The sequence below is a fragment of the Pseudoalteromonas sp. Of11M-6 genome, assembly GCF_022347905.1.
In the GTDB taxonomy this organism is placed as follows: Bacteria; Pseudomonadota; Gammaproteobacteria; order Enterobacterales; family Alteromonadaceae; genus Pseudoalteromonas.
The window spans coordinates 1-16,316 of record NZ_JAKRFW010000054.1 but is presented as its reverse complement, the minus strand read 5'-3'; the positions used below and the strand labels follow the sequence as shown (position 1 = coordinate 16,316).

The window sequence follows — 16,316 nt, the reverse complement described above, 5'->3', positions numbered from 1 at the left end:
CCTGAAGTTAGGCCATGCCTACAAGCACTTTCCTGGCACCTTCAAAAGGTTGCCGGCCATGGGTAAAACGTAAGTTATCTAGCAGTAAAACATCGCCTTTTTGCCAATTGAAATGGAACATTTCCTGTTCATAAATTTCCCGGATTTTTGCCAAATCAGCTTCCGGAATGTCACTGCCATCTCCAAAGTAGGTATTTCTTGGTAATCTTTCAGTGCCAAACATTGATAAAAAACTCTGTTTAGTTTCAGGGTCAAGGCTTGAAATGTGGAATAAATGAGCTTGATTAAACCAAACTTTAAAGCCATGTAGCGGGTGTTCAATTGCAGCTTGATTAACCTGCTTGGTCCGCAACTCATTATCAAACCATTCAAATTCAAAACCGTTTTCATGACAAAAACGTTCAACATCCTCTTTACTGTCGGTTTGAAATACTTCAGTCCAAGGCAGATCAATGTCGCTATAGTTTCGTACATACATGATTTGCTTAGATTCAAATTTGGCACGGATCTCCGCTGGTAATTTTTCATATACCGCACGACTGTCAGCCAACGGTGTCGCTCCGCCTTTTCCTGCCGGTAACATACAGAAAAAACCTAATTTTTGAGGCCATTTATTCGCATAAGAACATTCATTATGCTGCGGTATCACTTCGTCATGGTGATACTCAGTGGCAGTGTAAACATTTCCTCTAAGTTCGGTCCTAGGCGTCGAGCGGTATTGGTACGAAGCTAACTCACAGCCAAACAACGTGCTAAGCGCTTGCCCAAACTGCTTACTACTCACAACGTTTAAACCTCGAATGAGCAGCATTCCGTGCTCATCTAACATGCCATTGAGTTGCTCCTTATGCTGTGTCACCCAATCGAGTGATTTCATACCTGACAACTCGACTTCAAGTAGTACTTCTCTATCTCGTGCTTCGGGTAGTGGTTTAGTCTTTAACATTATCCAGTTACTCCTTCATTTTTCTTATTCTTTCGCTTTAAACTCTGTTTTATTAGATCGGCTATCATGACTACAGCATCACCTTCGAGTAAACCGGCATGTGTGGTCTCAAATTCATGCACCTTCAGCGGCTGTTTAAAGGCCTGAGTAAATGACGCAGGCTCAATCACCCCGCCTTCTGAAGCAGTCGCTTTAAACAACTCAACGGCTAAATCTAATGGTTCTTGCATCGCCTGAGCAGTCGCCAAACTACGCCCTAAATCAACCCCAAATTGCAACGCTGCGGTTAGCACATCGCGTGAAAGTGGGAAATCAGGTTGTGAGGAAAATATTGACTCAATGATGGCTTGCATCAGCTCATCGTAGCTGTAGCTACAAGTTGGTGCTAATTTCGTGGCGATATGCTTATCAATATAGCGAGCGCTATTTAACAGATAATCATGGTTACTTTTCACTTTTCGAGATGTGCCTATCGGAAGTGAATCTATCATGCCTAAATAGGCAACATTCCGGCCTCGTTGCTGTAACGTAGCAGCAACCAAGTGCGCGAGTGTGCCACCAGCAGACCAACCTATGATCCTATAAGGCCCCTTTGGTTGCGTAACGAGGATTTCTTCTACATAACGCTCAGCTAGTTGCTTTGCAGAATCAAATCGATAGTCAGACTGGTAATTGTATGGCGCTTGTAACCCTAGTAGCTGATATTCAGGCTGCAATTTAGCTGCCAACTGGCGATAGTTATCAACACGCCCCCCATATGGGTGAATCGCGAAGATAACTTCTTCAGCTTGTTGCCCCAATAAAACAACTGACTCTGGCTGTTTCGGTGCTTGGCCTTGACCTTCAACCAATTCCACGACCCCAGCAATGGTATTGATTTTGCTCATTTGCTGAGCTGCTATTGTGATCCCTTGCTTCTTCAACAAGCCAATCACCAAAATCATTTTTACGGAGTCACCACCTAAATCATAAAAGTTTTCTTCGACTCCTATCGTTTCAGCATCGCAGCCCAAATATTGCGCCCAAGCTCGAGCAACGGTTAATTCCAAAGGCGTTTCAGCTCGTTTTTTCTCAACATTCTTTTGCACACTTGGCAATGCACTTTTATCTACTTTTCCGTTGCTTTTTAATGGGATATCTTCCACAAAGACAATCGCACTTGGTACCATGTAGTGAGGTAGCCATTGCTGGGCAAGATTTAATAGATTACTTTGTTGCTCCACAGCACCAGCTTTGAGCTTGATGTAGGCCACCAAAGTTTGCTCGCTATTAAGTATGACAACGGCGGTACTAACGCTAGGTGAGCGCAGTAAAGTTAGCTCGATCTCTTCCAGTTCAACGCGGAAACCACGAACTTTGATTTGATTATCTTTACGTCCGACATATACCAAATCTCCACTTTCATCTCTATATACCAAATCCCCCGTGGCGTAACGACGCGAACTATCGGACGCCCAAGGGTCAAGAGTGAAATATTGATCCGTTAACGACGATTGTTTTATGTATCCTAAAGCAACACCGCTTCCTGATAAGTACAGCTCACCTACGATGCCATCAGGCACCAACTCTTTGTTATCATCCAGCACACAAGCTCGCATTCCTGAAATAGGGCGACCTATCGCTATTGGCTTAGCATCCACATCATTAACAACCTGTGTACATGCCCCAATGGTAGTTTCTGTTGGACCGTAGTGATTAATTACTTCCACGCCATCATTAAGTAGCGTGCGAATGACTTGACGAGCATCGGATTGAATAGCTTCACCACCCACGAATACATGGTTTAGCGATGTCAATTTTCCATCATAATGCGTCAACAGTGCAGCCAATAGACTCGGAGTCAGCTTAATCACATTAATCTCACGTGCAAGGATATGCTGGGTAAAACTATCACCGCTTTGGATCAACTCTCGACTACCTATATCTACACTACCTGCTGTCGCCAACGCTAGAAGTATCGAGGTGTAACCCAAATCTGTGGCAAATGAAGTAAGGAGAGCAAAGCGACTATGTTGGGCAATCGCGTGTCGAGATAACATGGCATCAACGTAATGGCTTATGTTGCCATGACTCACGGCCACTCCTTTAGGTTTACCAGTTGTGCCCGACGTGTAGATAATATAAGCGATATCATTAGCGTGAGGGATGTCCCCCTCAAACTCGATATGTTCAGAAGCTAGTTTTGTTATGCATAGCTGTCGTTGAGACTTGGTCATTGCATGTTGAGTCGTGGGCTCAGTGAGCGTTAGGTCTAGCTGTGCATCTTGAGCAATGAAAGCTAGACGCTCTGCTGGCCATTCCTTTTCCAATGGCACAAATGCAGCGCCAACTTTAAATGTCGCTATAATTGAAGCTAAATAACCCACGCCCTTTTCGAGACAAATTCCAACCCGACTTTGTTTACCGATACCGTTTTCTGATAACTGTGTAGCGATTTGATTAGCAATTGTATTTAATGCTCGATAATTCGTACTTACCCCATGGCTATAAACAGCTTCAGCCTCTGGATAACTGGCAAATTGATGCTTTAAGGTAGCAATAAAGCTCGGGGAAGTTTGTGTTTGTCGGCCATAACCACTGTTCACTAAAACAGCTTGTTGCTGTGCTTTGGTTAGCCAAGCTAATGTCGATATTGGCTTATCTGATCCGTGTGACATGGCCGTAAGGATTTCGCCAAGGCAGCTACGAAGCTGTTCTATCCCGTGTTTTGAATAATGATTACTATGGTACTCAAACTTAATCTTGAGTACCTCGCCATGAGAGGCTATCAAAGAAAGAGGGAAATTGTTGCCTTGCTGCGATTCAATATTTTTGATTTGCAGTGACTGCTCTGTGTGCCTACTCGCATCGGATAAAGAGCGCGGATAGTTCTCAAATACTAATAGGCTATCAAAGAGGCCGCGACCGGCATGTTCACTAGATAACTTTTGAATTTTTGATAACGGAAAATAACTGTATTCATCTCTTTCAATATAATCTGATTGGAGCTGTAGTAACAGCTCAGATACGCTCTGCTCTGAGTCAAGAGAGATGACCGCGGGCACTGTGTTAATAAATAGCCCCACCATTGACTCTACCCCATTCAAATCTGCAGGGCGGCCGGATACGGTTGTACCAAACGTAACCTGTTTACTGCGGTTTGCTCGACTCAACAATAAAGCCCAAGCAGCTTGCAATACAACATTCAGGGTGGTGCGCGTTTGCTTTGCAAGTAGAGTTAACGCATTAGTTTGCTCGACTGTTAGTTGTAAATATTCCCTCGCAACCACATAGTCAGGCTGCTCTAGGTAACGAGAAAAAGGTAAATGACTTCGTTCAGTAATTTGACCCACTTGAGTACGCCAAAACTGCTCTGCTTTATCACTATCTTTACTTTGTAGCCAGGCGATGTAATTTTTGTAAGGCACGGCTGGCGATAGTTGTATATCTCGCTTGTTACTTAATGCATGATAAATCGCTAATAGCTCGGAGAAAACAATACCAGAACACCAACCGTCGATTAATGCATGGTGCTGAGTCCACAAAAGCTGATAGTGTTGGGGCGCCAATTGCCAAACCGTTACTCGTACTAAAGGTGGCATATTGACATTAAAGCCTTCCGCCTTGTCTTCAGCACGCATTTGATTGACTATCGCTTGTTGTTCCGCCACATCTAGTTGACTTAAATCAAACTCTTGCCAAGGTAATGTCACCTGTTGATGGACAATCTGATTGATTATTCCTAGTTCTGACGTTCTAAATCCAGTTCGAAAAATGTCGTACCTATCTACCAGACACTGCCAAGCAGCACGCAGATGGCCGAGATCAACCTCACCAATCACTTCCATAAATAGCTGGTTGGCGTATGCACCACGCTCCAAGTTACTATGGTATAGCATCCCTTCTTGCATTGGCGTTGTCGCATAAATATCTTGAATAGCTTGGCCTTGCGTCCAGCTTTTTAGCTCTTGCGGCTGGACGGTTGCCAACGGAAAATCCGACGCCGTAAAAATACCGGCTTCAACATCACAGCAGTGCTGAATAATCTCTTCTAAACTTCTGACAATTAGCTGGTTTAACTTTTGGAGAGACTCGCTGGAGTAACCGTTTTTGTCATAGCTCAAGTTGAACTGTAATTGCTCGGCCAAAATTTTACCGTTGAAGCTAAGCCCGTGTGTTAACTTTCTATGAGGGCTGATAGCTCGCCCGGTACCTTCCTCTACAGCAAACAATAGCGATTGCTCATTGATCACCTGCTTAAATTGGCCTAGATAGTTGAATACAATTTCAGCGTGAGGTTCAACATTACTCCCCAACAGACCTGCCCGAGCTAATAACCCAAAGCCGAGTCCTTTATTTGGAATGGCACGGTATTGCTCTTTTACTGCACAAATTAGCGCTTCAAGATCTCCATCAGGCGCTTCTAATGTAAGTGGGTATGAGGTAGTAAACCAGCCGATAGTGCGACTGAGATCATGGCCGCTATCAAGCTCTTCGCGACCATGCCCCTCTAAATCTATGCGCATGATAGACTGTTCCGACCAAAGACTAAAACCACGTAATAGCGCTGCAATGAGTAGCTCATTTATTTGTGTTCTATAAGTGCTATTAGCTCGTTGCAACAACAAGCTTGTATAATCCTTATCCAATGCAAACTGTAAACTACCAACAAACTCATTACTTATGTATGCCTCACTCGTCTCACCGCGCCGATAACTAGGTACAGGTAGCGCTAACTGCTCTCGCCAATAAGCAATCTCGTTGGCATTCTGTTCTAGATTTGGCCATGAGTCTAAATACTCGCACCATGTTTGATAAGCGGTGGTCTTTTGCCCAAGCTCAAATAGAGCATGATGAGTGGGCTCTTGGCTCTTATCTAAACAGCGCTCAAAGTCTTCCAGCAGAATACGCCAAGAGACTCCATCTATAATAAGGTGATGGCAAATAATCAGCAGACGCTGCTGCTGTTTTGGATCAGTAAACAAGACCACTTTGAATAAGGGGCCAACTGTAATGTTGAGGCTTTGCTGTAACTCATCCGCAATACCTGTAATTGAATTTAAATTATCAACATTGATTACGCTTAGTACTGCGTCAATATCAAAACTTGAAGTGTCAGCAAACTCACCAACCCAACCAGTATCTTGATGTTTAAAACGCAACCTCAGTGCATCATGCTGGACCACTAAGCATGTAACAACTTGGGTCAGAAACTCTTTAGTTAACTGGATTTGGCAACCGAGCATAACAGCTTGATTAAAATGATTTAGTCCAGCCTCATCCATAAAAAAAGCTTGATGAATAGGCAGTAATGGTAAGGTTCCAGCACTTGGCTGCTGTGAGACCTGCTGTACTTGTGAAGTCGAAACATGGGCAGCCAGTGCAGCTATGGTTTGGTAGGAGAACAACTGCTTAACAGAAAAGTACAATCCAACCCTTGCGGCTCTCGACACTAGCTGTATAGACAAGATCGAATCACCACCCAGTTCAAAAAAGTTACTCGTAACACTTAGGTGTTGTGGTGAAAGTCCCAGCAACTGAGCATACAACTCAACCAGTTGATGCTCTATATCATTGCTTGGCGCTTGGTATGATTCTTGTTGCGCCAACATATCTATTTTGGGTAGCGCCTGTTTATCAACCTTGCCACTTTGGGTGACAGGCAGTGCATCAAGCACAGCAAAACCTGCAGGGATCATATAATTGGGCAAACGCTCATGCAGTTGTGCTTTCACCGATGCAATAAGTTCACCGTCAGAGCCAACTACCTCATCGCTCGCTACAATGTAGGCTAGCAACCTACGCTGTCCCGCAGCCAATTCTTCAACAACTACTTCTGCCGCGGTTACACCAACAGCTAACAGTAGTTGCTGCTTAACTTCCTCAAGCTCAATCCGGAAGCCTTTAATACTCACTTGATCATCAATACGTCCCAGATATTCAAATTCTCCGCGGCTATTTTGCCGCGCAATATCTCCAGTAAAATACCACCGCCCCGCCCCAAAAGGGTTCGTGATAAATTTTTGCAAAGTCAGCTCTGATTTATTCAAATAACCTAAAGCCAACCCACTTCCCGCTATCACTAACTCTCCACACAAGCCTTTCGGTAAAGGTTGACCGTCGCGACTCAAGACAAATAGTTGGGTGAAATCTACAGGATTACCAATTGTGACCTGATGCTGGGGTTTTAGCTCAGCAATACTGGCACACACTGTAGACTCGGTGGGCCCATACGCATTAAACATAGGGTATCGCCCAGCCCACTGTTCGGCCAAACCTTCATCGCAAGCCTCGCCTCCGACCAACAGAGCTTTAAAATCATAATTATCATGATAAGGAAGGTGGCGAAGAAGTGTTGGCGGCAACAGTGTGTGAGTAATACTTTGTTGCTGTAAAAACGAGCTTAGCTGTGCAGGATCGGTTTTACATTGCGGATCGCAAAAATGTAGACTGCCACCATTTAATAATGCCCATTGCCATTCCATGATAAAAGCATCAAAGCTAATAGTGGCAAATTGTAGCACTCGGCAATTAGAGTCAATTGCAAATCGCTGCCCCATATAGAGCCCAAATTGCAAAGCACTTTGCTGCGAAATGACAACGCCTTTGGGATTGCCTGTCGAACCCGAAGTGTAAATCACATAACTTGGTAGTGTAGATGGGTCACCTTGGTGGGGCTCAAAGCCTTCAGTGACATAATGATTTAATATTCGTTGCTCAAAATCATCATCAAAACATATGACCTTGAGGCCATCACGCTTGTCGAGCCCTATCTTTTCTTCCGATGTGATCACCAATGACACTGATGCATCATCAAAAATATACTGTAACCTCGCCTTAGGTAAATCAGGTGAGACAGGTAAATAGGCTGCTCCAAGCTTCATAATGCCCAAAATAGTATATATTAAGCGCTCATTCTGAATCATACTTACAGCCACAATATCGCCAGCACCTACCCCCAACTCTTGAAGATGTATAGCCATTTGTGTCGAGGCGCTATCAACTGTTTGATAGCTAATGTGGTTATTTTGCGATATTAACGCGGTTTGGTTATGAAGCTTTTGGGCCTGCGCACTAAAATGAAGATGAACATGATCTGCTAGTGGCTGACCTTCAAACTGCGGTTGGTTGGGAGTAACTAGCTTCGTGCGCTCAGCATCAGTGATCATATTGATGCGACTTAAGGGCAAACTAAGATCATCGCAATTTAATAGGGAGATTAGGGTACATTCAAAAAATTCAGCAAATTGTGTTATCGTTTCAGGCTTAAAAATAGCACTATCATAAACCCATTTGATTTGGCCACCTTGCTCACCCAAAGCAACGTTAATATCTATATCAAATTTAGCTACCACCCCTTTGCGCTCAATAGGTAGTAACTCAAGGTGAGGTAGCTCTAATGCAGTGTTTTGACCGCTCGTTGTACTTAGCAGTACCTGAAATAATGGGGTGTATTGGGCGCTTCTGGCTGGCACGCAATGCTCAACTATCTGCTCGAAAGGAATATCTTGATTAGATTGAGCATCCAAATTAACTTCTTTAATGTGCTCAAGATATGCATTAACACTAGACGCATCGACATTTGCTTTTAAAACGAGCGTATTAACAAAAAAGCCAACCACTTGCTTCAACTCTGATTTCATTCGGTTAGCGGCTGGCGTTCCCACTACAAATTCGGCTTGGTTACTACAGCGTGCCATCATAAGATTCAGCACCGCATGAAATAACATGAATGGAGTCAGTCCATGCTCCTTTGCAAACATCAACGCTCGACGGCTTACGCTGCCTTCGAGTCGTCTGGAAAGTTTAAGGCCTTGATAGCGTTTAAAATCTGGCCGTGGATAATCCATGGGTAGACGATGAACGGCAGGCATTCCTTCAAGTTGATGCTGCCAATATTCAAGTTGCTTTTGCAACACTTGCTGATCCAAGTGTTGGCGTTGCCAAAGTGCAAAATCACCGTATTGTATCTCCGGTTCAACGACACCCACTGGGCGGTCATCAAGTTGAGCCTGATATTCGGCCACAAATTCACGCGTGACAATTTCCATCGACCAACCATCAGAAGCAATATGATGCATACTAAACAGTAATACCCCAACAGCCTGTTCTTGCTCGCGTGGCATAGAGATATAACTTGCTCGGAGCATCACATCGGTACTTAAATCGAACGGTTTTTCACATTCGCGCTGGAGTAACTCCTCCATCGTGTTCGCATTTGGTGCACATTCGTCACGGCTCAAGTCGTAAACTGTCATTGCAAATTCAGGAGTCGCTTGAATAATCTGAATAGGCTCTCCGTCCTTGTCATCATATGTCGTTCGAAGCACTTCATGGCGGGTGATGATCTGTTGTATTGCCTGTTGGGCCGCCACAACGTTAAACTCACCTCTAACGGTGAAGCCTCCGGAGATATTATATTCTGCGCCTTGATCAGAAAGCTTATCGAGAAACCACAGGCGTTGCTGTGCAAACGATAAAGGCAAGGTGTTAGACCCTATTTGCCGAGCTGTAATTTTGCTTTGTTTCTTAGCCAACATCTGGGCGCGCTTTTGCTCTGCCAACTTTTTAATCAGCGCGGCTCGCTTGCGATTTGACTCTGCCACTGACTGTGTATTCTCAATATCCATTTTCGTTATACCTATTTTGTTATGCGCTATATCCGGAGGTGACGATAATTCAAAGTAGCCGTTACTCGTCACACAGCTCCTGATAAAGCTTTTCTATTTCTTCATCAGACATATCTGCTAGCTCAGCTTCAGCGGCCGCCAGCTCGTCTTCATCTAAATGAAGTAAAGCATCAACTTGGTCAGCCAAATCGCATAGTACGGGTGAGCTAAAAATTTCTTTTATAGATAAGTCAACAGGAAAGGTTTCATTAACTTTGGTCACTAGTTGTACCGCTAATAGCGAATGTCCACCCAGTTCAAAGAAGTCGGCATTGATGCTGATCTCCTCTGCCGATAAGTGCAGTAGTTCGGCCCAGATGGTCAGCAGCTTTTTCTGCGTACTATTTTGCGCAGGCGAATATTCACCGGTTAGTGCTGCAAGGTTAGGTTTAGGCAACGCCTTTCTATCCACCTTACCATTACGATTGACAGGTATATGACCAATACTCGTTATCGCATTGGGTTGCATGTAACTGGGTAGTGTTTGAGCCAGTTGTTTTTTAACTGCTGCAACAACCGCCTGTTCGGACTGTCGTTCGCGGATCTGTAAGTATGCAATAAGGAGCTTTTCTTCTCCCTGCTCCTGCCACACTTTTGTGACACAATCGAGTACATCAGGGTGGTGTAAGATCTGTTGTTCTATCTCACTTAGCTCAACACGATAGCCACGTATTTTTACTTGGTTATCTTTACGACCTACAAACTCTATATCACCATGCTTGTTATAACGCACCACATCACCAGTTCGATATAGTCGCTCTGATTCTCCGCTGTAGAGTTGTCTTGAGAAAAAATGTCCATTGGTAAGCTCAGCATTGTCCATATAACCTCTTGCCACACCAACTCCACCAATGTGCAACTCCCCCTCACAACCTTGTGGTGTTAGGTGCCCATAATGATCCATTACGTAAAGGTTGACGTGACCCGCCGGACGACCAATAGGTGCAACCTGAAAGCTATCATCCGCTTTGATTTCATAGTGACTACTCCAAACTGTCGCCTCTGTTGGCCCATATTCGTTAAAAAATAGAGCCCCCTGACTCCATTGGCTTTCAAAATGCAACTGTTGAAGATCTTGCTCTACTCCTTCTCCACCAGTGATCACTAATCTTAGCTGGCTTGGTAGCGCAGCCATTAGGTTGGCATACTGTAATAACGCCCGATACATTGTCGGTAAAATCGCCAAGTGAGTAATATCACTTGCCATGATGTACCGGTAAACGGCTCCAATATCGACCACATCACTATCTTTGACGATATGTAGTTCAGCACCTTGTGCTAACACTGAAAAAATACCTAATAAACAAGAGTCAAAATAGATAGATGAAAGAGACAAGAAGCGCCCTGCTGGTACTCGATAAGCATCTAGACGACTCTGTGTTGCAGCGATGATTTGCCGATGCTCAATTTGTACACCTTTAGGTTCGCCACTTGAACCAGAGGTATACATGATATAAGCCAAATCCGTATTGTGACCTCCAATTTCTGGATTTATGTTTGAGCATTGTGTGATTAATTGATTGGTCGCAACACTATCAATATAGGCGACGGCCAGTGCAGGGATTTGTCGCAATATGGGCTCAAATTGCTGATGACTCAGCACTAAATGAACTTTTGCATTGCTAATAATAAATGCACGTCGCGCTTGTGGCTGTTCCGGATCCAAAGGCGTGAAAACTAAACCAGCTTTAGCAACTGCATACATTGCAATTACCATATCACTACATCTCTCCATGCAGATCCCAACCGTTGCTTGACGCGGTAACTCCAATTTGAGTAAGTAGTTGGATAGCTTGTTAACAGCTGAATTTAGCTCCTGATAATTATAGCTCTGTGTATCAGAAACCAGTGCAATCGCCTCTGGAGTTCGTGTTACCTGGTTCTCAAGAAACTGATGAACTTGTTGTATCCTTGTTGGTGCAAGCTCTGGCCCTCGGCTCATTGCCACTAATGCTTGCTGTGTTTGCTCATTGAGCAGATCGATATCACTTAATGCGATCCGTGGATTGTGTGCAACTTGATGAAGGATACGTATAAAGTAGCTCGAGAATCGCTCAATCGTATCTGCATCAAATAACGCAACATCATAGGTCCAGTTGATGACCCACTTCCCTCCGGCAAATACCACCCCAAGATTCAAGTCAGTTTTAGCAATCGTGCTTTGTTGTTCTAACGGGGTAAATTCCAGCCCTTCAATCCCCGCAACAGATTGGCCGATATTGTTCAAGTTCAAAACAACTTGTACTAGCGGCGTGTGACTGCTAGTGCGTAGTAACTTACATAAATCTACGAGTTGCTCAAATGGCACATCTTGATGTGCTTGAGCGTCCAAATTGACCGTACGAATATGCTCTAGAAGTCCATTAAAACTCTCTTGCTGTACTTGAGTTCGCAGAACCAGAGTATTTACAAATAGTCCTATTAGTGGCTCAACTTCAACATTCGTTCGATTGGCGATAGGGCAACCAATAACCACATCCTGCTGTCCACTTAATTTACTAACTAAAAATGCCAAGGCTGCATGAAATAGCATGTACATCGATACATTATGCTGACTCGCCACTTTCTCTAATTGCTGAACTATTTCGCCAGATAAACAACTCTCATAAATTGCTCCTTGCTGTGCTCTGACTGAAGGTCGAGGCCTGTCCAATGGCAGATTATGGATGCTTGGCACATCTTGTAGTTGTGTACGCCAATATGCTAATTGCTCAGCTAAAAATACATCATCCAATCGCTGTCGTTGCCAGTACGCAAAATCACTATATTGAATACTCAATGCAGGTAACTGCGGATCAACTCCCGCCTCGATAGCCTGGTAACAATGGATAAACTCAGACATCAAGATACCCATAGACCAAGCATCTGCAGCTATATGATGGAGATTAAACAGCAGTATGCCCTGTTCGCTACTTCGGCAGATATAATGGATTTCAAATGGCGGTTGTTCTTCGAGTACGAATACTCGTTGATAGAAAGAACGTAGCAGATCAATAATGCTATCTTTTTGTTGTTGCTCAGATAAATGAGTTAGATCAGAAACTGTCAGCCTGACTTGCCAGTTTTCTTGCACTTCTTGATATGCCGTTTGGCCATCAAATTGATATTGAGTTCTAAGTACCGCGTGCCGATTTACTAAATACTGCAACGCTTGCTCTGCCACTTGCAGTGCAAACTTTCCTGTTACTTGATACGCTAGTGGCATATTGTACTGATTACTAGGACTTACTTGCTCGACAAACCATAGACGCTGTTGAGCATAACTAAGTGGGATCTGCTTTCCTTTAGGTGCCGGTGTTATTGCCCCCAGACTGGCTTTACCATGATTATCTATATGCTGCGCTAGCAATTGAATCGTGCTGTTTTCAAAAACTGCTTTCAACGCTATCGTCAAGCCAAAAGTCGCCTCAACTTGGCTAACCAAACGAGTTGCTAAAAGCGAATGTCCGCCCAACGCAAAAAAGCTATCTGTAACACCGATTGTTGTCACATTTAATAGACCTCGCCAGATTTCTAGGAGCTGATGCTCAGTCTCTGTACTCGGAACCACTTGCATCTGATCATTTTGGTAAGTGGGTTCAGGCAAGACGCTGTATTGTAGTTTACCATTGATAGTGAGAGGCCAATTTTCGACGGTAACAAAGTGACTAGGAACCATATAATCAGGTAACTGATCACTTAAATAGACTTTAATCTGTTCAAGCTGTGACGGTTTAACAGCTCGACAACCAACATTAAGATAAGCAATCAACCGTTGTTGTAGTTCAGTGCCTTTGACCAGTACGATCGCATCATCAACTTCAGGGCGGTTGCGCAGTAGACTGGCGATTTCATCCACTTCAACTCGGAACCCACGAATCTTAACTTGCTTATCTTTACGTCCCAAACCAACCAAACGACCGTCAGCGAGATACTTTGCCAAGTCACCGGTTCGGTATGCGTGTTGACCGTCATACTCCACAAACGCGGCTTTCGTTTGTTCTGGGCGTAACAAATACCCTGCTGCCACATTACTACCCACAACCAAAACCTCACCTACAGCTCCCGTAGGAACACGTTGTAGTTGCTCATCAACGAGTAATACGTGGTTGTTGGTTATCGCCTGTCCGAGTGTTATGACACCTCGTGCGACATCCTCTTTAATATTACTGTATAGAACATCGGACATAACCTCGGTGGAGCCGTAAAGGTTATAAAACTCCACTTCATCCAGCCATTTACAGCATCGCTCAGCAAGGCTCAAAGACAGTGCTTCACCACTAATAAACCAGTAGCGCAAACTGCTAAGCGTCGAGCGATACTGCGCTCCCGATATTACTAAACTCTGCAAATGAGAAGGCGTAGTAACTATTCTGGTGATTTTATGTTTTTCAATAGCTGCAACGAATAAATTGTTATCTTTCACCTGCTCTCGTGGCAATAAAACAACGGGTTTGATTGCAGCTAAGCTGACGTAAAACTCCCACATACCGCGTATAAACGCCATTGAGGTCATCATCACGGTTACTTCATTTGAGGCCAGTGGAAAACGCTGTAACATCCAACTGACTCTGTTAACTACAGCACCGTGAGTCCCTAACACCCCTTTGGGCTTACCCGTCGAGCCCGAGGTGTAGATTATATGCGCAATATCATCACTAAAGACTTCAACGTCTGGATTTTCTCCGCTGTATTGGTCCAGCGTGCTTTCTCTCAATAGACTGCTACAGTCCAATGTTGCGCGCTCAAAAAATGATGCCTCTGTTTGCTCATCATGTAATAGCAAAGTAATGTCTGCATCTTCTGCTTGCAACTTCAATCGTGATGCAGGCAGTTCAACAGACAATGGAACCAGTGTTGCTCCTGCCTTTAATACAGCAAGCATAGCGATTATCCGCGTGGCGTTTCGCTGGCAATGTATACCTACCGTTTGACCCTTACTGATAGCATGTTGCTTAATCAGATAATGAGCCAACTTGTTGGACTGTTCGTTTAACTCTTCAAATGACAGCTTTTGCTCTGCATAATGTAATGCACCACTAGCTGCGTGCTTACTCAAATTAAGTTCAAATAATTGATGAACTGAGCTGACTTCATGCTCACAAAGAGTAACTGCAGCATTCTCTTTTAGAGGTTGCGACCACTTAAGCTGTGCAACGTTAAGTTGTGGATTTGCTGCAACCTGATACAACGTACTACTAAATTCATTCGCCAAAGCAGTAATGGTTGAGCAGTCAAACAATGCCGCATTGTAAGCAAAAATAAACTTCAACCCTGAGTGAGTCGGTCGCAGATATAAAGTAATGTCGTACTTACTGTCAAACTCTTGCTGTGCAGAAAAAGCACTCACTTCGAGTTGGCTTTCTGTTGACAATGCTAGTTGTTCATTGGCCATATTGATAAACAACTGAAAGATAGGAGCATGTGTCAAGGAACGCTCTGGATTCAATTGTTCGACTAGTAATTCAAACGGAACCTCACTGTGAGCATGTATCTCCATATGGGTTTGCTTGGCTTTGCGCAGCAATTCACCGATGGGTTGTTGTGTATCAAACTGAGTACGCACGACTAGTGTATTTAGAAATAAGCCAATCATATTCTGACAGGACTTATTATTACGATTGACCGCAGGCATCCCCATTACAACATCCTGCTCACGACTGAATCTACCTACAGTAACCGCGAACATAGTCTGTAAGAGCATAAACAGAGTGCTTTGGTGCTGCTGAGCAAATAGCTCTAGTTCATTAACGATATCTGGTGCAATGGTTCCATCTACTCTTGCTCCACTGAACTGATCAGGAGCTCGATTACGGTCTAGGGGAATACTATGTAATGGCGGCGCTTGATCTAGATGACTCAGCCAAAAATCAAGTCCGTGTTGCAACCGCTCTCCACCTAGGTAACGACGTTGCCAACTTGCAAAGTCTGCATACTGTATCGTCAATGGCTCCAGAGTGGGTGCTTGCGCTGAGCTTATCGCGTCATAGAATGCCATGATATCGTTAAGAAGAATATTCAATGACCAACCGTCGCAAGCAATATGATGCACCACAATGGCCAATACATAATCATGCTTGCCAAGTTGCAACAACTGAATCTTTAACATGTGGTCACTTTGTAAGTTAAACGGCTGCAAGGCTTGGGCTGCGACATTAGCGTGTGCCTGATTAAGCTTTTCTTGCTCACTGCCATTTAACTCAAGCGTTGTTATCCGTGGCGCAAATGCTGGCAATATAACTTGTTGGGGTTCGCCATCTTGATCGAGCTGGTATACTGTTCTTAGTATCTCGTGACGCTTAATAACTGCTGCGATGGCCTGCTCAAGGGTATTAGTCTCTAATTGGCCACGGATTCTTAACGCCAATGGCATATTGAATTGTGCGTTTGGTTGAGTTGCTAATTGCTCAATAAACCAAAGACGCTGTTGTGCGTAAGATAGCGGTAGGGCTTGACCATCTCGAGGTAACGCAGGGATCTCTGGGTTGTTTTCTCCCAAACCAGATTGCTGTATAAGTACCGCCAAGCGGCGAATACTAGGATAACTAAAGAGTTCTTTGAGACCCAACTGCAGCTTGTAGCGAGCGTTAATCTCGCTGATTATTTTCACCGCTAACAGAGAATTTCCCCCTAACCTAAAGAAGTCACCCGTTACACTTAACTCCTCTAGTGGTTGTCGCAGTACCTCTGCCCATATCTCTACCAGCGCTCGCTCTACACTATTCTCCGCCGCTTCATATTCC

General features: G+C 44.1%; 3 protein-coding genes. All 3 read right to left on the bottom strand.

What is annotated here, in order from left to right; translation table 11 throughout:
- Positions 1–7: 7 nt before the first annotated feature.
- On the bottom strand, positions 8–946 hold the full coding sequence (locus MHN32_RS20115; RefSeq protein WP_010604449.1) for a TauD/TfdA family dioxygenase: 939 nt from the start codon (positions 944–946) through the stop codon (positions 8–10).
- Complete coding sequence (locus MHN32_RS20110; protein WP_239422625.1) at positions 946–9,555, bottom strand: non-ribosomal peptide synthetase; 8,610 nt, start codon at positions 9,553–9,555, stop codon at positions 946–948. Before MHN32_RS20110 ends, MHN32_RS20115 begins: the two co-directional genes overlap by 1 nt.
- A 61-nt stretch (positions 9,556–9,616) precedes the next feature.
- Positions 9,617–16,270 (bottom strand): amino acid adenylation domain-containing protein, encoded by a 6,654-nt coding sequence (locus MHN32_RS20105; protein WP_343224417.1) that lies wholly within the window; start codon positions 16,268–16,270, stop codon positions 9,617–9,619.
- Positions 16,271–16,316 lie beyond the last annotated feature (46 nt).

What these genes read in the sequence shown, in the direction of transcription:
- MHN32_RS20115 (WP_010604449.1), bottom strand. Translation starts at nt 946, where the DNA reads ATGTTAAAGACTAAACCACTACCCGAAGCACGAGATAGAGAAGTACTA.
- MHN32_RS20110 (WP_239422625.1), bottom strand. Translation starts at nt 9,555, where the DNA reads ATGGATATTGAGAATACACAGTCAGTGGCAGAGTCAAATCGCAAGCGA.